Raw genomic sequence first — 22185 nt, 5'->3', positions numbered from 1 at the left:
GTGTTTTGTTACAAAATTTTATAAGATTCGGCATCGGCATATTTCAACTCAATACCTATACCTGGTCGGGTTAAATCTGGCTTAAGTACGCCATTAATGGGTTGTTGCACACCATCAAACAAGAGGTTTTCAATACGTACATGGTCATGAAAATACTCTGCCAGATAAAAGCTGTTTAACGCCACAGCCGCATGTAAATGTATAGATGGTGCACAGTGTGATGAAAATAAAGTTTGATGCGATTCACATAAGTAGCCAACTTTTAAAAAGCCCGTTATGCCGCAACAACGTGTAGCATCAGCCTGTAATATATCTACAGCTTGTTGTTTTAACATTTCAGCAAAGTACCACAACGAATAGCCATATTCGCCTGCGGCAATCTGCATGGCAGCCGGAGCTTGTTGTCGTATAAAATGTAAGCCTTGCAGATTGTCGGATGATACCGGCTCTTCAAAATAGCATACGCCTAATTCAGCAAACTTTGTTGCTGTAGCAACAGCGATACGAGGCGTGAAAGCACCATTGGCATCTATCATCAGTTCAGCACCACCCATGACAGCTTTGGCGGCCTGAGCTCGTGCAAAATCCTTGTCTGGTTCCCGGCCAATTTTCATTTTCATAGCTTTGATGCCTTTATCAAGCCATCCAGTAAACTGCTCTTGCAAGCGCCGATCAGGATATGAGGTAAAACCACCGCTGCCATATAAAGGCATATCTGGCCGTACCATGCCCAGTAATGTAGCCAAAGGCAAATTCAGGATTTTAGCTTTTAAATCCCATAAAGCATTATCAACCGCTGAGATAGCTGCACAGCTAATACCTGCTGTTCCGTCATTCCGGACAATGTTTAGCATCTTTTGCCACATAGCTGGAATCTCCATTGGGTTCTGACCAATAAGCAACGATTTTAATTTATCTTCAATGTAGTAGGCTGTGGCTTGATGTGCATAGGTATAACCAACCCCTGTTGTACCCAACGCTTCTATTTCTACCCATACCAGTATAGTACTGTCCCATTCCAGTGTGCCGTCAGATTCTGGATAATCTGTAGGGATTTTGTAGGCAGAAACACGCAGGTTTGATATAGTGTCTGAAATATACATGAAGTAATTATAATGCGCTGTTGGTTTACGCTAAGCGGCTAAGTTTACAACCTAATCAACAGGGTACAATTTTTATTTGTTTCGTTTACATGCACGAAATGGTTATTTATAATGATTAAAAATTGGTCTTCCATCTTACGGAATTTAGCTGTAAACAGTACTTATAATGCTGTTTACCAGGTGTGCAGTATAGCATAAATGTTACACTGCTGGAAAAGCGATAAACAAGGTTTAAAAAACGTAATATATAGCGCATTACAAACAAGCTAAACTTACGATAATTACGTTAGTAAATGAACAATGTATAAACCGCAATTGTATATTTGAAGTATGGTGATTGATGCTAGTGCTATTGTGCCGGTTGTGAAAATTCAGGAAGGTTTGGTGGAGGCAACTGCAGAAGATGCCGTTGCAGCAGAAGAGCCTTTGGAGATAAGATTGCTTTTCGGACCTGAGAACAACCGGCAGATACAAAATGTAGCAGTTACCATGCGAACTCCAGGACATGATGCTGACTTAGCTACAGGTTTTTTGTTTACAGAAGGTATCATCAAAGCACACAGTGATGTAGCCGAAGCCGGGCACTCTTTTATAGCTTGTGCCGAAAATCGTGAGAATACCATTCAGGTAAATCTGCAAAGTCACATAATCCCAAACTTGCGCAATGCTGATCGTAATTTTTACACGACGTCAAGCTGCGGAGTATGTGGCAAATCTTCTATCAATGCTATACGCACGGTTAGTGCGTATGATGAATCTATAACTGATGATGTTGTATTGCAATCAGCGTTGCTTTACCAATTACCGGACTTGTTACGACAACACCAACAGGTATTTGAAAGTACGGGCGGACTACATGCTTCAGCACTGTTTAGCTTGCAAGGGGAGTTGCTGGCCGTTCGTGAGGATGTAGGGCGGCATAATGCCTTGGATAAACTGATAGGGATCTCTTTAAGAAACGGGTGGTTGCCGTTGCATAATAAAGTATTACTATTAAGCGGCCGCATCAGTTTTGAGCTGGTACAAAAAGCAGCTATGGCAGGTATAAAAATAGTAGCGGCCATTGGTGCACCATCCAGTTTAGCCATACAACTGGCTCAAGAATTTAACATAACGTTGGTGGGCTTTTTGCGCCATCAGCGATTTAATATTTACACAGCGGCTCACCGCATATCTACCGTATAAAGTTTTATGAAAATTCGTATCCGATCCAACTCTTTGCGCTTCCGTTTAACCCGATCAGAGGTTGAGCAATTTGCTCGCGAAGGTATGTATAAAGAAAAGACACCAATAGGTGAGGAAGCTTTAACCTATGTGCTGCAACGTTCAATGGAGCCTGAAATGAAAGCTACTTTGCATAATAACATTATTACCCTTTCAGTACCTGAACAATTAGCTGATGACTGGACCAGTACAGATCGTGTTGGTTTCGATTGTAGCGAAGGGCCATTATACTTGTTGGTTGAAAAAGATTTTACCTGTTTAGAAAACGTAGCTGAAGACCAAAGCGATAACTATCCTAACCCGTTAGCCAATAAACAATGAGCGAGAGAACAGAATTGCCTAGTGCAGAAAATCCGGAAGGATTATTGGACTTGAAGGTTACCGAACCTTATAAATGGGCTGCGGGCATGACCGCAGTTGGTGCGGCTATGGCCGATATATTTGAAGAAACCGGTGGCCCCAGAGGCGTTGGGGCTTTATTTAAAATGAACCAAAAGCAAGGTTTTGATTGCTCAAGCTGCGCCTGGCCCGATCCGGATGATGATCGCTCTCCGGTAGCTGAATATTGCGAGAATGGAGCCAAAGCTTTAGCTGAAGAAGCTACACTGAAAAAGATAGGTGGTGAGTTTTTTGCTAAAAACTCAGTGGCTGATCTGGCTCATCAAACTGATATGGAAATAGGCAAGCATGGTCGCATTGCTGAGCCGATGTACCTGCCGAAAGGCGGCACTTATTATCAGCCTATAAGTTGGGATGGTGCTTTCACTAAAATTGCCGAGCATCTGAATGGCTTGGATTCGCCGAATGAGGCAGCTTTTTATACTTCGGGCCGAACAAGTAATGAAGCTTCTTTTTTGTACCAGTTGTTTGTACGCGAATACGGTACTAATAATATGCCTGATTGCTCGAACCTATGCCATGAATCAACCAGTGTGGCTTTGGCAGAAGCTATAGGTATGGGTAAAGGTACGGTTACCTTGAATGATTTCTACGAAACAGACGTCATCATCATTATGGGACAAAACCCGGGTACCAACCACCCGCGTATGCTTACAGCACTTGAAAAAGCCAAAAAAAGTGGTAGTAAGATTATAGCCATTAATCCGTTGAAAGAAGCTGGATTAATTGCTTTCAAAAACCCGCAAACCACCAAAGGGGTGCTGGGCATGAGTACCAAGCTAGCCGATTTGTATTTGCAGGTGAAAATTAATGGTGATATGGCTTTACTAAAAGCTATTGAAAAGCTGTTGTATGATTACGAAAAAGAAACGCTGTTAGAAATATTTGACAGCACCTTTATTGAAAATAAAACAGTTTTTTACGACCAGTTTATTGAAGACCTGGAAAAATATGATGTAAACGAGCTGGCTGAGGCTGCAGGTGTGCCACTTGGGCAAATACAAGAAGCTGCCGATATGCTAAAGCATAAAAGCCGCATTATTGTATGTTGGGCTATGGGCATTACGCAGCATAAAAATGGCGTTGCTCAAATTAAGGAAATTGTAAATCTGGTACTGCTAAAAGGTGCTCTGGGTAAGCCAGGTGCTGGTTTATGCCCGGTACGGGGCCATAGCAACGTACAAGGTAACCGTACCATGATGATTTATGATAAACCTTATGAAAAACAACTGGATAAGCTTAAAGAAGTGTTTGGCTTTGAACCACCACGGGAACATGGCTATGATGCTGTAGATACGATTAAGGCGATGCACCAGCGTAAGGTAAAGGTGTTTTTTGCCATGGGCGGTAATTTTCTTTCAGCCACATCAGATACCATGTACACAGCCGAAGCTATGCGTAAACTAAAGCTATCGGTACATGTATCTACTAAGCTGAACCGCAGCCATTTAGTGCATGGTGAAGAAGCCTTAATATTACCGACTTTAGCGCGAAGTGATAAAGATGTGATAAACGGCGAGATGCAAATTGTAAGTTGTGAAAACTCGATGGGAGTAGTACAACAATCTAAAGGTGTGTTGCAACCTGTTTCTGATCATTTAATGAGCGAATCACTGATCGTATGTAACTTGGCTAAAAAAGTATTGGCCGACCGTACAGTGGTGAACTGGGATTTGTATGCTTCGCATTACGATCATGTTCGTGATGTGATTGAAAAAGTGATACCTGGTTTTGAAGAATACAATAAAAAAGTGCGCATACCAGGCGGCTTTTACTTACCAAATGCTCCGCGACATGGTGATTTTGAAACTGATGAAACGCCTGGTAAAGTGCAATTCACCGTATCTAAACTACCAGAACACCCCATGGCAGCAGATGAGTACATGATGACCAGTATACGCAGTCACGATCAGTTTAATACAACTATTTATGGATTGGAAGATCGCTATAGGGGCATACACAACGAACGTCGGGTAATATTCATGAATCATAAGGATATTGAGAAAGCTGGCTTTAAAACGGGTGATAAGGTAGATTTATACAATAACTATGGCGGTATTGAACGTTCGGCTCGTTTGTTTGTTATTGTAGCTTATGATATACCTGAACGATGCACTGCTACATACTACCCGGAAACTAACGTGCTGGTGCCAATTGATAGTGTAGCCGAAAAAAGCAATACACCAACAACTAAACTAATAATGATTAAGTTAAGACCACATCAGGCATAATAAAAGAAGAAAGGGATTAGTTAACTAATCCCTTTCTTCTTTTATACTCATTATAGTACAATCAAATAATACCCAATAAAACAGTAAGAGAATTTTTAATTCCCTTCTTTATTTGTTCCGGTTGAGGCGGATTGGGGATTCTTATCACCGTGATCTTTATTTGGTGCAGCAATATAACCATCATAAGATATACTATAACGGTTAGTGATGTTAATATTTAAATTAGCATATCCTTCAGGAGATACATCTAATATTAGCTTTTGGATATATTTGGCATCCTGCGGCGTTATAGTAATTATAGTGCGCCCTTTTTTGCTTTGTTTTACTTTATACCCAAACTTAGTAGAAGTAAACTTAATGCCATCATCGGTAGGGCTATAAGGCGGATCAAAGGTGATGGTACCATAGTAGGGCAGAAATGAAATGACAGAATCAGGCCGGATTTTAACATCATAATCATAGTTCAAGTAAATATGACCTGTACCTCCGGGCGTGATATTAATTAGTTTTCCATTTAAAGCTGTAGTGCCGCCACCTAATGGATTTGCGTACTGAGCTTTAAAAACAAAGTTTCTTTGGTCAAGAAGATTTTTAATATCCGCAACTTTTGCCGCCTTTTTAGCTTCTTTGCTATCTGGCTGTTGTGCGTATGTTATACTGCTTGTTAATAGCATAAGCAGTAAAAATATATAGCCTAAATTTTTCATAATTATTATATCTATTATAATGTTTACCTGGTTACAGAATTATAATAAAAATTAAGTATATATTGTTTACTTACAGTTAATTATAAATGAAAAAAGCTGGCTTTGTAGCCAGCTTTTCATAAAAGGTTATTAAAGATATATTAGATCAAGTTCACACTGCGATTAACAAATTCAGTTAGTTCAGCACCGGTTAACAATCCTTGTGATAATAAAGCTAAGTCAAAGGCTTGTTTAGCCAATTGGGTTTGTTTTGCTTCGTTATCAGTTTGAATAAGGCGGCTAATCAATTTGTGATTGCCATTTACTACTACTTTATAGTTGTCAGGTAAACTACCGTAAAAGCCCATACCGCCACCCATAGCAGCCATGTCTTTCATGCGGCGCATAAATTCATCCATAGTAACTGTTACCGGTAGTTCTTCTGGGTTCAGGCTTTCTAGTTCAACCTTAAAGCCCGGTTTAGTAATAGCTTTTTCAAAAATGGATTTTACCTGCGTGCTTTGTTCTTCAGTTAAAACTGTTTCAGGCGCTTCATCTTTTTTAATCAGCTTATCAGCTACATCAGCATCTACACGTTTAAGAGAGGTTTTTTCCAGTTTTTGCTCCAGGTGGCTGATAAAGTGATTATCAATAGGAGAGTTCATCAACAACACATCATAGCCTTTTTTATTAGCCGATTGAATGAATGCATCCTGTTTAGCTGGCTCGTTAGTGTATATATATACTAATTGTCCGTCTTTGTCAGTTTGTGAACCCTCAACCTTTTCTTTGTACTCGTTCAGGGTAAAGGTTTCTTTAGCTGTGTTGGTTAGCAGTGTAAAATCTTTAGCCTTTTCGTAGAATTTATCATCACTGATAAAACCATATTTGACAAACAAGCCAATGTCTGGCCATTTCTCTTCATAAGCTTTACGATCAGCTTTGAACAGCTCACTTAACTTATCAGCTACTTTCTTGGTAATGTAAGTATTAATCTTTTTAACATTGCTGTCGGCTTGTAAAAAGCTACGTGATACGTTCAACGGAATATCCGGTGAGTCGATCACACCGTGAAGCAGCATCAAAAACTCAGGTACAATGTCTTTTACTTCATCGGTGATAAATACTTGACGAGAGAACAACTTGATTTTATTTTTTTGGAAATCAAAGTCGTTCTTCACTTTCGGGAAGTATAATACACCAGTCAAATTGAAAGGATAATCCACATTCAAGTGAATCCAGAATAATGGATCTTCCGAGAACGGGTACAACTCTTTGTAAAAATTCAAATAATCCTCATCCTTTAATTCAGATGGCGATTTAGTCCAGATCGGGTGGGTATCGTTAATGAAATTATCAACCTCAATAGACTGGTATTTAGGTTTGCCTTCTTCATCCTCACCATCGGGCTCTTGTTCAGTTTTAGTACCAAACTTAATAGGCACAGGTAAAAACTTAGCGTATTTATCCAGAATTTCTTGCAGCTTGTGTTGGCTTACAAACTCTTCTGATTCTTTGTTTACGTGCAGAATAACATCTGTACCACGTGTGGTGCGGTTACCTTCGGTAATTTCAAATTCAGTGCTACCATCGCAAATCCAGCGAGCTGGTTCAGCACCTTCCTGGTAAGATAAAGTTTGAATTTCAACCTGATCAGCCACCATGAAAGCTGAATAGAAGCCTAAACCAAAACGACCAATAATTTCGTTGGCATCTTTAGCTTCTTTAAACTTCTCCATGAACTCAGTAGCGCCCGAAAAAGCAATCTGGTTAATGTACTTTTTGATTTCATCGGCGGTCATACCTAAACCATTATCAGAAATAGTGATGGTTTTTGCATTTTCGTCGAAAGATACCTCAACCTGAAGCTGACCTAAATCGCCGTTGTACTGGCCTAATGATGACAAACGTTTAATTTTTTGCGTTGCATCAACAGCATTTGATACTAACTCACGCAAAAAGATCTCGTTGTCTGAATACAGGAACTTCTTGATAATCGGAAAAATGTTCTCGGTGTGAATCGAAATTGTTCCTTTTTCTTGCATAACAAACATGTTTTAAAGATTTACGTTCAATTGTTAAATCCCTTTTATCAAGGTGTGTTCCAATTGAAGGTTGTTTGACAATTTGGCAGTAAACAGCAGAATCAGATTTAGCTGAACGTTAAAGTAAATACAGTTCCGCGTTCTGGAGCAGAGTGTACCTGTATGTTGCCTTTGTGGAGTAGCATAATTTGTTTACATAAACTTAGGCCTATACCACTGCCTGTTTTGCGGGTGCTAAAAAACGGGATGAATATTTTTTCCTGTATTTCGGGAGGCATGCCAGTACCATTATCACTAACTTTAAGTAACGTTTTACTACCCTGTATTTCGGCTGAAAGAGTAATTAAAGGCTCAGGTTGATCTTTCACCGCTTCAATAGCATTTACCAGCAGGTTAATTAATACTTGTTCCAGCAGGTTTAAATCTATTTCGATGGTTAAACTTAAATCGCGCAGAATAATGTCGAGTTCGATATTTTTCTTTTCCAATGTAGGCAACATCAGTGTATTCAGGTTCTCGAACAGCTCATACACGGGCACCTTGGTTAAATCAAGTTGAGTGATTTTATTAATGTTACGGTAGCTTTCAGTAAACTTTAGCAATCCTTCACTACGGCGTTTAATGGTGTCAACTCCTAATTCCAAGTCTTCCAATTCCAGGGTAATCAATCCTTTCATAACTTCTGGCTTTTGCAGGCGGTTCTTTAAGGTGTCTGCCAGCGAGGAAATAGGAGCTACTGAGTTCATGATCTCATGCGTCATTACATTCAAAAGCTTTTGCCAGGCGTTAGATTCAGATTCATCCATCGCATCGCTTATATTTTGAAAAGCAACCAGTTTATAAAGTTTATTATCACTGCGAAGCAAACTAGCCGTAATCAATATTTTTATAGTTTGTAATTGCGGATGTATGGTTAAAACTTTGTTATCGCCTGGTCTTAATTTATTAATTTCATGGTATAAATTGGGGTCGCGGCTTTCTAGTGAATGAATGTTTTTGAGGTAAGGAATGTTCAAAATATTTTTAAAAGCATCATTAATCCAACTAACCAGCCCAGTATCCTGTTCATAAGATAGGATGCCAGTTCCTACCAGTTCTAGAACTTTTTGTAAGTACTGGTATTGTGTTTCGCGTTCACGGCTGATGGTTTTGTAAGTAGTATTTAATTCATTAAAACCCCGTCTTAAAGTTTGCAATGCAACCGGGGCGCTTTTTACCGCATAGTGCCTCGAGAAATCCCGAAAACGTACGGCCTCTACAAACTGATCTAGCTCCTGCTGTACTCGTTTCAGATGTTGCAGAATGTTCACCAGTAGGTTTAACCCAATTACCACAACAATACTGAGATACAAATATTGTCGGCTAACCAGCAACCAAGCGGCTGCAATCATGGCACCAAAAAGCAAAATAAGGTTTACGTAAAACCGCCAGTCGTAAGTTTTAAATGTCATACTTATTCAGTCGGCGGTAAAGGGCTGTTCGGGTTAAGCCCAATTCTTTCGCTGCACGGGTAATGTTGCCACTATGCTTATCAATCACTTTTAGTATGGCATTTTTTTCCATTTGGCTCAATGGCACATTATCGGTTTCGGGTTCAGTGGCCACTACATGGTTTTCCAGTGAGGAGAATATCAGATCGTCCGGCTGAAGCGTTGCATCTTCGGCCATAATTACAGCACGTTCAATGGTATATTGCAGTTCGCGAACGTTGCCCGGAAAAGGATATACTTTTAGCTTCTGCAAGGCAGTAGCGTTAAAATCAGGAGCTGGTTTGCCATACTTTTTGGCATACAATTGGGCAAAATGCCGTGCTAACACTACAATGTCCTCATTGCGCCTGCGCAAAGGTGGCATTGTAATTTCAACGGTATTGATGCGGTATATTAAATCTTTCCGAAATCGGTTTTCGCTGGCTAATTCCTGTAATGGCACATTAGTAGCACAAATTAAACGTATATCAACATCAACAGGCTTGTTGGTACCTAAGCGTGTAACCTGCCTGTTCTGCAAAACGGTAAGCAGCTTGGCTTGTTGCTGTAGTGATATATTGCCAATCTCATCTAGAAATAATGTGCCACCCTGAGCTTCTTCAAAACGGCCCATCCGGTCTTCGCGAGCATCAGTAAATGCTCCTTTTTTGTGGCCGAATAGTTCACTTTCAAACAACGTGTCAGTTAATGCGCCTACATCTACCTTTATAAATGGCTTGTTGGCCCGCATTGAACGCTCATGAATAGCTTTCGCCATTAAATCTTTACCGGTCCCGTTTTCACCCAGTATTAATATGTTCGCATCAGTAGGTGCAATTTTATTTACTTTATAAAATATATCCTGCATCACTTCCGATTCGCCTAGGATAGCAGTACCACCTGCTGCACTTTTCACCGCTGATTTATTCGCTTTAGGCCCTTCTTTTTTATCTAGTAAGTCGCGAATAGTTTCAATCAGCTTTTCATTGTGCCAGGGTTTTACCAAAAAGTCGGCTGCACCTTCTTTTAATGATCGTACAGCCAAATCAATATGACCATAAGCCGTAATCATGATTACGCACACATTGGGCTTCCACTCTTTTATTTTTCGCAACCAATAAATACCTTCATTGCCTGTATTAATGGCACTGTTAAAGTTCATGTCCAGCAATACCAAATCAACCTGGTTTTTGGTTAACAACCAGTTGATGTTTTCCGGATTTTTCTCGGTAATAATTTCGTGTACTTCTGTTTTCAGCAGAAGCTTTACCGCAGTAAGTACATCCGGGTCATCATCTACAATAAGTACAGTGGCTTTCTTTAATAACATGTGCGTACAGTTCAGAGTTGTTTTAAGTTCAGCTAAATATATAATAAAAACCTATAATATCTGCTTTAGCAAAAAGCTAATATTAACATGCTCAATTTGAACAAATTGCTATCCACTTACTTAAGTGTTTGTCTATCAATCAAGTCTGTGTTTTAAGCTAAAGAGGTAACTGTATCAGTTTCGTACACATGTTGTATTACAAGCGTACGGCGAAAAATGCATACTTGTATTAAGTTATTGAAAATCAATGATTTTTGTTGTGGCACATCCTTTATATTAACCTTTGCAAATATTTTATTTCAAGTGGACAGAGTAATAGAACAAAAAAAGTGGAACAGTAAACGCCTCATGACTATTGGTGGTGTAGTTACAATAGTAGCACTGGTAGCTGGTAGTATCTTCTTTACCTCAGGCAAAAGTAAGCTGAACGTAGAGGTGGAGCGCATTACCATCAACGAAGTAAAGAGAGCGCCGTTTCAGGAATTTATACCGGTAAACGGCATTGTAATGCCTATTACGACTATTTATCTGGATGCTGTAGAAGGAGGCCGTGTAGAAAAGCTATTTGTAGAAGATGGTACCGACATGAAAGCCGGTCAACCAATACTAAAGCTTTCCAATACAGATTTGGAGTTGAGTTTGGCTAATGAAGAAACTACTGTATTTAATGTACTTACGCAGATGCAGATTTCGCATGATAATGCCCGCCAGAATACCATTAGTAAACTGAACCAAACTGCTGAAGTTGAAAGTACCCTAAAAGAAGCTGAACGGGTTTATAACCTGGATAAGGGCTTGTATGAGAAAAAAGCAATCGGCTTACAGGAATATCAAAAAGCTGTCAACGATTACCAATATGCACTACGCCGCAGAAAATTGACCGCACAGATAATGAGCCAGGATACTGTTTCTACCCGTCAATCCGATCAGCAGTCGAAAGAATCGTATCAGCACATGAAATCTACGCTTGAATTAATGCGCAAAAAGGTAGGCGACCTTACCGTACGTGCACCTGTAGACGGCCAATTGACCTCATTGGATGCTGAAGTGGGACAGAACAAAACTAAAGGGCAGCGTTTGGGGCAAATTGATGTACTATCAGGTTATAAGGTACGGGTTGATATTGATGAACATTATATTACCCGCGTATTTAATGGCTTAATGGGTGATTTTATGCTGGGTGATAAAACCTATAAATTAAAGATCAAAAAGGTATTCACTCAAGTAACTAACGGCCGCTTTCAGGTAGATATGCAGTTTATCGGTAACATGCCAAAAGATATACGCCGTGGCCAAAGCTTGCAAATACGCTTGGCTTTGAGCGACGAAACACAAGCCTTATTGGTACCCAAAGGTGGTTTTTATCAGCAAACTGGTGGTAACTGGATATTTAAATTAAGTGAAGATGGCAAAACCGCTTACCGTACTGATATACAGCTAGGCCGGCAAAATCCAGATTATTACGAGGTAATGCAAGGCTTAAAACCGGGTGATCGGGTAGTAACTTCGGGCTATGAGAACTACGGTGATATGCAGGAATTGGTACTGAAAAAGTAAGCGAAACAAGTATTCATACTACAATTATTAATTTACACCCATCACGATAAAAAGGCCAATACTAAACTGGCCAGGAGGCTAACAATGATAAAAATATCCAACCTAGAAAAATTTTACCGTACTGAAGAAGTAGAAACGGTAGCCTTAAACAAGTTAAACATGGAAGTTAAAAAAGGTGAGTTTGTAGCCATTATGGGGCCATCAGGCTGCGGCAAATCCACCTTGTTGAATATACTAGGAATGTTGGATGACCCGGATGGTGGTAGCTACGTTTTCAATGATGTTGAAGTCGCTCATTTCAACGAACGTAAGCGTGCCGATTTGCGCAAGCATAACATAGGTTTTGTTTTCCAGAGTTTTAACCTGATTGATGAATTAACCGTTTTCGAAAACGTAGAGCTACCGCTGATTTATACAGGTGTGCCTTCATCTGAACGAAAAACGCGGGTAGAAGAAGTACTGGCTAAAATGCAGATTATGCACCGCAGAAACCATTACCCACAACAATTATCGGGCGGTCAGCAACAACGTGTAGCCATAGCGCGTGCCGTAGTAAACAAGCCCAAGCTAATTTTAGCCGATGAGCCTACTGGTAACCTGGATAGCAGTAACGGTAATGAAGTAATGGAACTGTTAACTGACTTAAATGAGCAGGGCACTACCATCATCATGGTCACTCACTCTGAGCATGATGCGCGATACAGTCACCGTATTATCCGGTTGTTGGATGGTCAAACCGTCATGGAAAATATCATGATGTAATTTGCACAGTTTAAATCCTCTTAATCCCTTTACCTTATGCTTAAAAACTACTTAAAAACAGCTTGGCGTAACATTGTTCGCCATAAAACCTATGCTATCATTAATGTAGCGGGTTTAAGTATTGGCTTAGCTAGTGTAATGCTTATTGTGCTATTTGTTAGGGATGAGGTGAGCTTTGATAGTTTTCATGCTAAAGCGCCGCAGCTATACCGCCTGGTGCATGAGGACAGCAAGATTGAAGGTGGTACAAGCAAAAGCGGTATTACGGGTGAAACACAGGTTGAGCGTTTTAAAACTACTATACCTGAGTTTGATGCTATATGCCGATTACAGAATGCAGGTGAACTGGTGAAAACAGAGAAGGAAGTGATTAGTGAGGATGTGTTTTACACCGATCCATCTATTTTCTCTATGTTCTCCTTCCCGCTAAAAGAAGGTAACGCAACAACGGCATTAAAATCACTCAACAGTGTAGTGCTTTCTGAAAGCATAGCAAAAAAGTATTTTGGTAATGCAGATGCAGTTGGTAAAGTTATGCGCATTAGCCAGAAAGGTATTTTTGAACCCTTTATAGTTACAGCTATAACTAAAGAAACACCCCTGAACTCCAGTATCCAGTTCAAAATACTTTTGCCTTTTGAACGCAATGCGGAGCATAGTTCATCGGCCGATAGTTGGTTTTATGCTTATTTAAACTCATTCGTCTTATTACGTCCTGGTGCCAACGTGAAAGCAGTTGAAAATAAAATGGCACGGGTATTTAACCATGAAGCTGGCGGGTTATTAGCGCAGTATAGTAAAAGAGCTAAAAAAAATCTTTCAGTCACTTACCGTTTACAACCATTTACCACCATGCATCTGGATAAATCTTATGATGTAACAAATGGGTTGGTAGAAGGCAGCCGTCCCGAGTTATCCTATATTCTGGGAGGTATAGCGTTGTTTATACTCATAATTGCCTGCATTAACTTTATCAATTTAACCTTATCACGTTCATTGCGTCGCAGTAAAGAAATTGGCGTTCGCAAAGTAACCGGTAGTTCAAGAACGCAACTAATTTGGCAATTTATGGGCGAATCCCAGTTGCTCACATTGTTGGCGTTTGTAGTAGCTGTATTGCTTACTATAATAGCCTTACCGTACTTTAATGATTTTTCCAGCAAGCATCTACAGCTTAGTTACCTCCTTAACTGGCAAAACTTACTATGTTTTGTATTACTCATGTTGGTTAATGTACTGCTTTCAGGCTTGTATCCGGCACTGGTATTATCCGGCTTTAACCCGGTTGCGGCGTTAAGCGGTAAATTCAGAATATCAGGTAAAGGATATTTAAGTAAGAGTTTAGTGGTGTTGCAATTCTGCATAGCCTTACTACTCATTGTAGGTACCATAGTATTTCAGAAACAATTTTACTATTTAATACACAAAGACCTAGGTTATAAAGCAGACAACGTAGTTGACATAACATTGCCCTATGATAAACCTGTTGCTCCGAATTTGTTTAAAAATGCCTTTGCTCAATCACCATACATTCTGCAAACTGCTGCTGTAAGTATACCCTTTACGGGGTGGAACTCGGCCACCTTTACCTTGGATAATCAAGAGCTTTACAACGAACCTTACTTTATTACGGATGAAAACTTTATTCCGGAGTTAAAGATAGGAGTACTGAAAGGCCGCAACTTTTACAGCAGTGCTGCCGATAGTAATAGCTGTATTGTTAACGAGGCTTTTGTGAAAAAAGCAGGCTGGACAGATAATCCGATTGGAAAAACGGTGAAATGGGAAATTGGAGAAGAGGGCAAAAGTGCTATGACTATAGTAGGTATTTGCAAAGACTTTAATTTTAGTTCATTACACAGTACTATTCAACCGTTGCTGCTTAACAAATCCAGCCAAAAACGGCTACACCATTTGCTGGTGAAAATAGATCCTGCTAAAAAGCCGGAGGCGCTGCAATATATTCAAACTATCTACAGTAAGCTGGTTACTGATTACCCGTGCAATTATGATTTTCTTGAAAGTAGGTTAGCTCAGCAGTATAATAATGAACAGCACTGGAAACAAATAATTACGACAGCCTCCATTATGGCTATCCTGATTTCCTGTATGGGGTTGTTTGGCTTGGCTACATTATCGATGGAGCAGCGTGTAAAAGAAATTGGTATACGCAAGGTTCTGGGCGCAAGTACAGCAAACCTAAGTGCATTATTATCCAAAGATTTTCTGTTGCTGGTAGCCATTGCTTTCACCATAGCCACACCATTGGCTTGGTGGGGGCTGCATGAATTCTTAAACAATTATCCTTACCGAATACAACTTAACCTCTGGATTTTTGCCGGGGCCGGTCTGTTAACAGCATTGTTGGCTATGGCTACCATTAGTTTCCAAACTATTAAAGCTGCGTTGGCTAACCCGGTAGCTAATTTAAGAAGTGAGTAAAACCTAAAATATTAATCTATCCCCATCGCATCATGAAGTTATTAAAGAAATCACTCTTACTATCAACGCTTGCAGCAGCCTGTTTTCATGCACACGCACAGGCCCCTAATACCTTAAAACCGCAAGAAAAGGTTTATGGCCTCTCTAAGTTCTGGCAGGAGGTGAATTACAACTTTGTTTACCTGGATAAAGTAGACCGTAAAGCATGGGATAGCCTTTATACGGCCATGATACCGATTGTTGAACATACACCCAACGATTACGAGTACTACCGAGAGCTGCAGCGTTTTTGTGCCTTTTTAAATGATGGACATACGAATATATACTTCCCCAATCAAATGCAGCAAACTCAAATCATGACGAGCATGTTTGGCAAGTACCGCTTGGTGGTTGAAAATATTGATGGTAGAGCCATTATTACACATACTAACTTAAGCATCAAAGATGAAGTACCTACGGGCAGCGAAATCGTGAGTGTAAATAAACTACCGACTGATGCTTACATTAACCAGTTTGTAAAGCCTTACATCCCTTCATCAACCGATTATGTAAGAGAGGACAATGCCCGATCCGGATTGCTGCGTGGCTTTGTGGGGGATCGATATGATATTACTATCAAAACTCCAAAAGGACAAATAAAAAATTTAGCTCTTACCCATGCTCAGACTGAGGAAAAAGAACTTTACCCTACAATTGCCGACTTCAAGTTGCTGGATTTTAAATGGTACCCTGGACAGATTGCTTACTTAGCCTTAAACTCATTTGAGGATCAAAAGATTGATAGTTTGTTTATTCAGCAGTTACCTGAGCTACGTAAAGCAAAAGCCTTAATTATTGACTTACGGCAAAACGGTGGTGGGAGCACCAGCATCGGCACAGCTATACTGGATTACCTGACAGATTCTACCGTTTTACATGGTTCTAAAATGGTAAGCCGTTTACATGTAGCTTCTTATAAAGCATGGGGAAATGGTTTGACTCCAAAAGATACCGTTCATAGTGATTGGGCTGCAAAAGCATATTTGGATAACCACGATTTGCGTACTGAAGTAATTACCAGTTCATCCATACACCAAAATAGGGTCAAAGAACCCAAGATTGTTGTTCCAACGGCTATTCTAACCAGTCATAACACAGCGTCATCTGCTGAAGACTTTTTGATTTTTGCTGATAAGCAGCCTCACATGGTTAAAATAGGGCAAAATACTTTTGGTAGCACTGGTCAGCCCTACAATTTCCTGTTACCTGGTGGTGGTAGTGCCAGGGTTTGCACTAAAAAAGACACCTATCCTGATGGGCGCGAGTTTGTAGGTTACGGTGTACACCCCGACATTGAAGTAAAACCTACAGTAAAAGACTTTATTCAGAACAATGACCCGGTGCTAAATAAAGCTTTGAGCTATCTGAAAGGTAAAACGCTGAATAACATTCGTCCCCAAAACAAAGAACTATCTAAGTAACCTACATCATAACCATAATGAAAAAAATAACCTACATCGTTTTATTATCAGGATTGATAGGAAGCGCAGCTGCACAACAAAAACAGCATACAAGTTTTAGCAACAGCATACATGATGATGGCAAAACCATGTCGGTAAGCTTCTACGGGTCAACAAATAACAAAACTGTTGATTACGATAAAACATTTGCAGTAGCAGGTATGAGTCAGACTGACAAAGATGCTTTGTTACAGCGAATTGCTGATTCATTAGGCGTAACCTATACCTCACAGCCTCGCACATTTGCGCCATCAGCAGTGTCGCCACAAAAAGTAACTGTAGCTCAGCTAACTACCCAAAGGCGTAGCATGCACACCGATATAGATGATGATGGAACACAATTGCATGTAAAAATTAGCGGTACCAATGCTAGTAATCAACCAGTTAACTACGATAAGGTATTTGTGGTAAAAGGCTGGAGTAAAGAGAAAAGAAGTAATCTGGTTCAGCATATTGTGGATTCCTTAGGCATTAGTAACCAAGTAACTGTTCAAAATAAATAAATACAGCTATGCTCAAAAATTACATGAAAACAGCTTGGCGTAATTTGTGGAAAGGCCGAGTGTTTAATTTAATGAATGTTACGGGGCTATCGGTAGCAGTAGCCTGTTGTATACTGTTATTTTTAACGGTAGCTTATGAGTTTTCTTTTGACCGTTTTCACGAGAATTTGGACAATTTATATCGGGTTTATACCACCACTAACCAAGCAGATGGGCCTAAAAAAAGCGCTTCCATGCCGGTGCCTTTTGCACCAACGCTGAAAGCCGAATACCCTGAAGTAAAATATTATACCCGCATATCTAACGGAAGTGCACTTACTGAATACCAGAACAAAAATATAGATGAAGACATACATTTTGTAGATCCGGATTTCTTAAAGATGTTCTCGTTTCCTTTGGTTAAAGGCAATGTGGCTACGGTACTATCTGGTGTTAATAATCTGGTAATTTCCGAAACTGCAGCTAAAGGGATATTCGGACAACAAGACCCAATTAATAAAACGTTGGTTTTAAATTATGATGATAAACCTAAGCCGTTTTTAGTAACCGGTGTTGTGAAAGATATGCCCGCTAATTCAAGCATACATTTTGATATACTAGTGCGTTTTGAAAATCAGCCGGGATATCAATCTAACATCGACCAGTGGAACAACCGGAATCATCAGGTTGTGGTGCAGCTTAATAACCATGTGAACGCTGAAAAATTTGCTAATGCTTTGCAACCATTCATTCATAAACATTTTGCACAGGATGTTACTAACTTAAAGCGTGATGGCGCTAAGCCTGATGCAAAAGGTAATTTAGTTACTTTAGGGTTTGCATCTTTTGCTAACACCCATTTTAATACAGATACTGGTACCATTGATGGTACGCCAATTAATAAAACCTATGTAATTTCATTATTAGCCATTGGGTGCTTTATTCTGGTTATTGCCTGTATAAACTTTGTAAACCTATCGGTAGCACGCGGCTTTACCCGTGCACGGGAGGTTGGTGTTCGTAAAACATTGGGTGCGGGTAAATGGCAATTGGTTACCCAATTTTGGGTAGAAACATTTTTGGTTTGTTTGGCCGCTACTATGATCGGGGTAAGTATAGCTATTTTGATTTTGCCAAGTTTTAAAGCCAATTTCAAGAGCCATATTACTTTAAGTATGTTGTTGCAGCCTGTACAACTGCTGGTTACCTTGTTACTCTTCTTTGGTGTTACATTAATAGCAGGGTTTTATCCGGCACTACTTATGGTACGCTATAAAACTGTAGCTGTATTAAAGGGAGTTATAGCTGGCAATAAGCCCGGTAAGCTTCGTAATACATTGTTGGTTATTCAGTTTTCGCTTTCCACGCTCTTAATTATTTGTACCATTATAACGTGGCAGCAAATTAACTATCTGCAAAAAAAGCCTTTAGGTTATAACAATACGGAAGTTTTAAGTGTACCTACAGGCAGCGGTGTAGATGGTGCTCAGGCACTAAACTTAATGCGTAATCAGTTGCATGGTCGTGCTGGTATTTTGACTGTTAGTGGCGCTTATATGAACTTTGGTCGGGGCGAAGATGGTTCGAGCGTAACTTCCATATTGGGTTATGATTATAAAGGCCATACCGTTAGCACGAATATAGAGCGGGTAGATTATGACTATACTCAAACCCTAGGCATTAGCCTGAAAGCCGGACGTGATTTTTCAAGAACCTTTGCGACAGATAGCAATGCGGTGCTGATTAATGAGCGCATGGCTAAGCAATTGGGTGGCAGCACCAACCTGATTGGTACCCGTTTGCCTATGTATGATAAACAGACGCCTAAAACCATTATCGGTATCATGAAGGATTTTCATTTCCGTTCTCTTCATCAGGCTATTGAACCTATAAGCTTGACGATGGAAAAAGATTATCCGATAAACTATATTTTCATAAAAGTAAGGCCTACCAGTCTGATCGCTGCTTTTGATGAAGTAAAACAAAGCTGGCACCAATTATATCCAAATTCTGAGTTTAGAGGGTCATGGCTGAATGAGAATACCGAACGCGAATACCGGAACGAAAAGCGCTTGTCAGGTATATTTGTTACAGGTGCTATTATTGCCATTCTAATCTCCTGCATTGGTTTGCTGGCTATATCCGTCATGATTATACTGCAGCGCACCAAAGAAATTGGCATCCGCAAAGTACTAGGGGCAAGTGTACCAGGTATCATAATGATGCTATCGCGCGAATTTGTAAAACTGGTTCTGATAGCTGCACTACTGGCCTTCCCGATAGCTTGGTGGCTGATGCACAACTGGCTGCAAAGCTTTGCTTATCGTATCAATATACATTGGTGGGTGTTTATGCTTTCGGCCATAATTGCTGTAGCTATCGCCTTTGTTACTGTAAGTTTTCAATCGTTCAGGGCTGCTTTAATGAACCCGGTAAAAAGTTTAAAAACCGAATAGTTGTTACTTGTTCAGGCAAAACACCTACTTATTTTCTGAAAGTTTCATTCAAAGTTTATGTTACTAAACTACTTTAAAACGGCTGTTCGTAATTTCAAGCGAAATCCATTTTTTTCGCTGATTAATGTAGTCGGCTTAGCTATAGGCATCAGCGCTGCTATGGTTATTTACCTGATTGCACAATATGATTTTGGCTTTGACCGCTTTGAGCCTAACGCCGATAAAATATACCGCATTGTATCGGTCATGCACTTTCAAAACAATGAAAGTCGGAACCCCGGAGTACCTTATCCATTGCCCAACACTGTGAAAAATGAAGTAAGTGGTATCAGCGTAACGGCTCCGGTTTACTTAACCTATGGCGGCATTAAAGTAAGTGTGCCCGTAACTTCCAGTGAAATCATTAAGTTGAAAGGGCAGGAGCATATAGTTTATGCCGACAATAATTATTTTCAGTTAATTCCTTATCACTGGCTGGCAGGTTCAATTAAACAATCGTTAATGCAGCCGTTTAAAGTAGTACTTACCGCTAGTCGTGCTAAAGCTTATTTTAACATCAGCAACCCGCAGGAAGCTATTGGGCGAGTAGTTATATACAATGACTCGATTAGAACTACGGTAACCGGCGTAGTAGAAGATTTAAAAGAAAGAACAGATTTTACTTTTAAAGACTTTATTTCCTACAGCACTATTGAAAATAGTGGCTTAAAATATGATTTCTCCCCGCAGTGGACGAACATCAATGGTTCTTCGCAGCTGTTTATTAAAGTTAATCCGGTTGTATCGGCCTCAGCAATTGAACGGCAACTGGCAGAACTGCACAACAAGCATGTCAAAAATGACGGATTAAAGGCGCAGTACAAGCTTCAGCCTTTATCTGATTTACATTTTAATACTGAATACAGCAATTTTTATCAGCGGCAGGCTAACCTTAAATCTCTGTATGGCTTACTGGCTGTAGCTGCAATTTTGCTGGTATTGGGTTGTATCAATTTTATCAATCTTACTACTGCACAAGCCGTACATCGGGCTAAAGAGATTGGCGTGCGCAAAACTATGGGCAGTTCTCAAAAGCAGCTCATGTTACAATTTATAAGCGAAACATTGTTTATTACTACAATTGCAGCTTTACTATCCTTACTGCTGACGCCATTCTTATTCAAAATATTTGCTGATTTTATACCACCCGACTTACACTTCAGCCTTTTGCAGCAGCCGGGTATAATTGTATTTACGTTGGTGCTTATTGTGGTAGTAGGTACAGCTTCTGGCTTTTACCCTGCGCTGGTTTTAGCTGGGTTTAACCCGGTAACAGCACTTAAAAATCAGGCTGCCATTACGCGGTCTGATACACGTAGCTCTTGGTTGCGCAAATCATTAACTGTTTTTCAGTTTGTAACCGCTCAGGCTTTTATTATAGCCACCATTATTGTTGCTAAGCAAATTCATTATGTTTTGAATAAAGATCTGGGGTTTAAAAAAGATGGGATAGTGATTATTTCTACGCCTTGGAGTAGTTCCCAAACTACTGCAAAGCCTCAGTTATTGTTACACCAGTTGCAACAACTTCCGCAGGTTGAGCAGGTGGTAATGGCCGGTTCGGCACCCGCTCAGCATGGGTTCTCAACTACCTTAATGCGTTATGAAGATGGTAAAACGCCCATTGAAAGTTCAATTGAAGTTAAGTATGCAGATTCGAGCTATTTTAAGCTTTATCATTTAAAGCTGATTGCAGGCCGATATTTGATGCCGAGTGATAGCTTGAAAGAACTACTCATTAATGAAACATACGCCCGGTTTTTGGGCTTTAAACATCCGGTTGATGCAGTAGGTAAAATGATAATAACGCAGAACAAGCATTTACCGATAGTGGGCGTACTAGCCGATTTTTATTACAGCTCATTACATACTACAATTAAGCCGCTGGCTTATAGTGCAGTGTCATCTTACGGTACCGATTTACACATCAGGCTAAAACCTGATGCTGATGGCACTGCCTGGAAAGCAGCACTAAACAATATGGAATTAGCATGGAAGAAGGTTTACCCTGATACGGACTTTTCGTACTATTTTTTAGATGACAGTGTTGCTCGCTTTTACCAAAGTGAACAAAATATGTCGCGCTTGTTAAACTGGGCTACAGGTCTCGCTATTTTTATTAGCTGCTTAGGCTTATTGGGGCTTGTAATACATACTACATCACAGCGTACTAAAGAGATCGGCGTTCGCAAAGTGCTGGGGGCATCCGTAGCGCACATTATAGTTCTGCTTTCTTCCGATTTTCTGAAACTGGTGCTTACTGCTATACTCATTGCTTCGCCACTGGCATGGTATGCAATGTCAGGTTGGTTGCAAGGTTTTGCTTATCGTACAACTGTACCTTGGTGGTTGTTTGTGGCTGCAGGTGGCATAGCAGTTGGCCTTACTTTACTGACCATAGCCTTTAATGCCGTAAAAGCAGCCGTAGCTAACCCAGTGAAGAGTTTAAGAAGTGAATAAA

15 protein-coding genes are annotated in these 22185 nt (G+C 40.1%); 10 read left to right on the top strand and 5 right to left on the bottom strand.

Annotated elements, in window-relative coordinates:
• Positions 1-8: 8 nt before the first annotated feature.
• The gene (locus HH214_RS21115; protein WP_169610940.1) at positions 9-1103 is read right to left on the bottom strand and encodes an enolase C-terminal domain-like protein; all 1095 of its coding nucleotides are present in this window, start codon (positions 1101-1103) and stop codon (positions 9-11) included.
• Between the two features lie 330 nt (positions 1104-1433).
• Here HH214_RS21115 and fdhD point away from each other — a divergent pair, with 330 nt between their 5' ends.
• Genes fdhD through HH214_RS21100 form a run of 3 tightly spaced genes read left to right on the top strand, consistent with a single transcriptional unit; the run spans position 1434 to position 4957 of the window.
• On the top strand, positions 1434-2288 hold the full coding sequence (fdhD, locus tag HH214_RS21110; protein ID WP_169610939.1) for a formate dehydrogenase accessory sulfurtransferase FdhD: 855 nt from the start codon (positions 1434-1436) through the stop codon (positions 2286-2288).
• Between the two features lie 6 nt (positions 2289-2294).
• On the top strand, positions 2295-2648 hold the full coding sequence (locus tag HH214_RS21105) for a DUF7009 family protein (RefSeq protein WP_169610938.1): 354 nt from the start codon (positions 2295-2297) through the stop codon (positions 2646-2648).
• Positions 2645-4957: an FdhF/YdeP family oxidoreductase gene (locus HH214_RS21100; protein WP_169610937.1), complete on the top strand. Its 2313-nt coding sequence runs from the start codon at positions 2645-2647 to the stop codon at positions 4955-4957. The genes HH214_RS21105 and HH214_RS21100 overlap by 4 nt, the downstream gene beginning before the upstream one ends.
• 95 nt (positions 4958-5052) lie before the next feature.
• On the opposite strand, the gene HH214_RS21095 is transcribed toward HH214_RS21100, so the two are convergent.
• The 4 genes from HH214_RS21095 to HH214_RS21080 form a co-directional block, all read right to left on the bottom strand.
• Entirely contained in the window at positions 5053-5664 is a 612-nt protein-coding gene (locus tag HH214_RS21095; protein WP_169610936.1) for a DUF4251 domain-containing protein, read from the bottom strand.
• A 140-nt stretch (positions 5665-5804) separates the two neighbouring features.
• Complete coding sequence (htpG, locus tag HH214_RS21090) at positions 5805-7688, bottom strand: molecular chaperone HtpG (RefSeq protein ID WP_169610935.1); 1884 nt, start codon at positions 7686-7688, stop codon at positions 5805-5807.
• A 107-nt stretch (positions 7689-7795) separates the two neighbouring features.
• Positions 7796-9139 (bottom strand): sensor histidine kinase, encoded by a 1344-nt coding sequence (locus HH214_RS21085; protein WP_169610934.1) that lies wholly within the window; start codon positions 9137-9139, stop codon positions 7796-7798.
• A complete protein-coding gene (locus HH214_RS21080) occupies positions 9129-10487 on the bottom strand; it encodes a sigma-54-dependent transcriptional regulator (protein ID WP_169610933.1) in 1359 nt (452 codons plus the stop codon). Before HH214_RS21080 ends, HH214_RS21085 begins: the two co-directional genes overlap by 11 nt.
• A 303-nt stretch (positions 10488-10790) precedes the next feature.
• Between HH214_RS21080 and HH214_RS21075 the strand changes: the two genes are divergently transcribed.
• The 7 genes from HH214_RS21075 to HH214_RS21045 all read left to right on the top strand — a co-directional run bounded on the left by HH214_RS21075 (position 10791) and on the right by HH214_RS21045 (position 22184).
• The gene (locus HH214_RS21075; protein ID WP_169610932.1) at positions 10791-12044 is read left to right on the top strand and encodes an efflux RND transporter periplasmic adaptor subunit; all 1254 of its coding nucleotides are present in this window, start codon (positions 10791-10793) and stop codon (positions 12042-12044) included.
• An 84-nt stretch (positions 12045-12128) separates the two neighbouring features.
• Positions 12129-12806: an ABC transporter ATP-binding protein gene (locus tag HH214_RS21070; RefSeq protein ID WP_169610931.1), complete on the top strand. Its 678-nt coding sequence runs from the start codon at positions 12129-12131 to the stop codon at positions 12804-12806.
• 36 nt (positions 12807-12842) lie between these two features.
• Positions 12843-15248, top strand: coding sequence for an ABC transporter permease (locus HH214_RS21065; protein WP_169610930.1), 2406 nt, complete (start codon positions 12843-12845; stop codon positions 15246-15248).
• Positions 15249-15280: 32 nt separating this feature from the next.
• Positions 15281-16708: a S41 family peptidase gene (locus HH214_RS21060; protein WP_169610929.1), complete on the top strand. Its 1428-nt coding sequence runs from the start codon at positions 15281-15283 to the stop codon at positions 16706-16708.
• Between the two features lie 17 nt (positions 16709-16725).
• Complete coding sequence (locus tag HH214_RS21055; protein ID WP_169610928.1) at positions 16726-17250, top strand: hypothetical protein; 525 nt, start codon at positions 16726-16728, stop codon at positions 17248-17250.
• A gap of 8 nt (positions 17251-17258) precedes the next feature.
• Positions 17259-19685: an ABC transporter permease gene (locus HH214_RS21050; RefSeq protein WP_169610927.1), complete on the top strand. Its 2427-nt coding sequence runs from the start codon at positions 17259-17261 to the stop codon at positions 19683-19685.
• A gap of 57 nt (positions 19686-19742) precedes the next feature.
• The gene (locus tag HH214_RS21045; RefSeq protein ID WP_169610926.1) at positions 19743-22184 is read left to right on the top strand and encodes an ABC transporter permease; all 2442 of its coding nucleotides are present in this window, start codon (positions 19743-19745) and stop codon (positions 22182-22184) included.
• Position 22185: the final 1 nt, after the last annotated feature.

Source organism: Mucilaginibacter robiniae (assembly GCF_012849215.1).
Classification (GTDB): Bacteria; Bacteroidota; Bacteroidia; order Sphingobacteriales; family Sphingobacteriaceae; genus Mucilaginibacter; species Mucilaginibacter robiniae.
This window is presented reverse-complemented; position numbering and strand designations above follow the sequence as displayed.

What these genes read in the sequence shown, in the direction of transcription:
- HH214_RS21100 (WP_169610937.1), top strand. Translation starts at nt 2,645, where the DNA reads ATGAGCGAGAGAACAGAATTGCCTAGTGCAGAAAATCCGGAAGGATTA.
- HH214_RS21080 (WP_169610933.1), bottom strand. Translation starts at nt 10,487, where the DNA reads ATGTTATTAAAGAAAGCCACTGTACTTATTGTAGATGATGACCCGGAT.
- HH214_RS21070 (WP_169610931.1), top strand. Translation starts at nt 12,129, where the DNA reads ATGATAAAAATATCCAACCTAGAAAAATTTTACCGTACTGAAGAAGTA.
- fdhD (WP_169610939.1), top strand. Translation starts at nt 1,434, where the DNA reads ATGGTGATTGATGCTAGTGCTATTGTGCCGGTTGTGAAAATTCAGGAA.
- HH214_RS21060 (WP_169610929.1), top strand. Translation starts at nt 15,281, where the DNA reads ATGAAGTTATTAAAGAAATCACTCTTACTATCAACGCTTGCAGCAGCC.
- HH214_RS21045 (WP_169610926.1), top strand. Translation starts at nt 19,743, where the DNA reads ATGTTACTAAACTACTTTAAAACGGCTGTTCGTAATTTCAAGCGAAAT.
- htpG (WP_169610935.1), bottom strand. Translation starts at nt 7,688, where the DNA reads ATGCAAGAAAAAGGAACAATTTCGATTCACACCGAGAACATTTTTCCG.
- HH214_RS21095 (WP_169610936.1), bottom strand. Translation starts at nt 5,664, where the DNA reads ATGAAAAATTTAGGCTATATATTTTTACTGCTTATGCTATTAACAAGC.
- HH214_RS21050 (WP_169610927.1), top strand. Translation starts at nt 17,259, where the DNA reads ATGCTCAAAAATTACATGAAAACAGCTTGGCGTAATTTGTGGAAAGGC.
- HH214_RS21055 (WP_169610928.1), top strand. Translation starts at nt 16,726, where the DNA reads ATGAAAAAAATAACCTACATCGTTTTATTATCAGGATTGATAGGAAGC.
- HH214_RS21115 (WP_169610940.1), bottom strand. Translation starts at nt 1,103, where the DNA reads ATGTATATTTCAGACACTATATCAAACCTGCGTGTTTCTGCCTACAAA.
- HH214_RS21105 (WP_169610938.1), top strand. Translation starts at nt 2,295, where the DNA reads ATGAAAATTCGTATCCGATCCAACTCTTTGCGCTTCCGTTTAACCCGA.
- HH214_RS21085 (WP_169610934.1), bottom strand. Translation starts at nt 9,139, where the DNA reads ATGACATTTAAAACTTACGACTGGCGGTTTTACGTAAACCTTATTTTG.
- HH214_RS21065 (WP_169610930.1), top strand. Translation starts at nt 12,843, where the DNA reads ATGCTTAAAAACTACTTAAAAACAGCTTGGCGTAACATTGTTCGCCAT.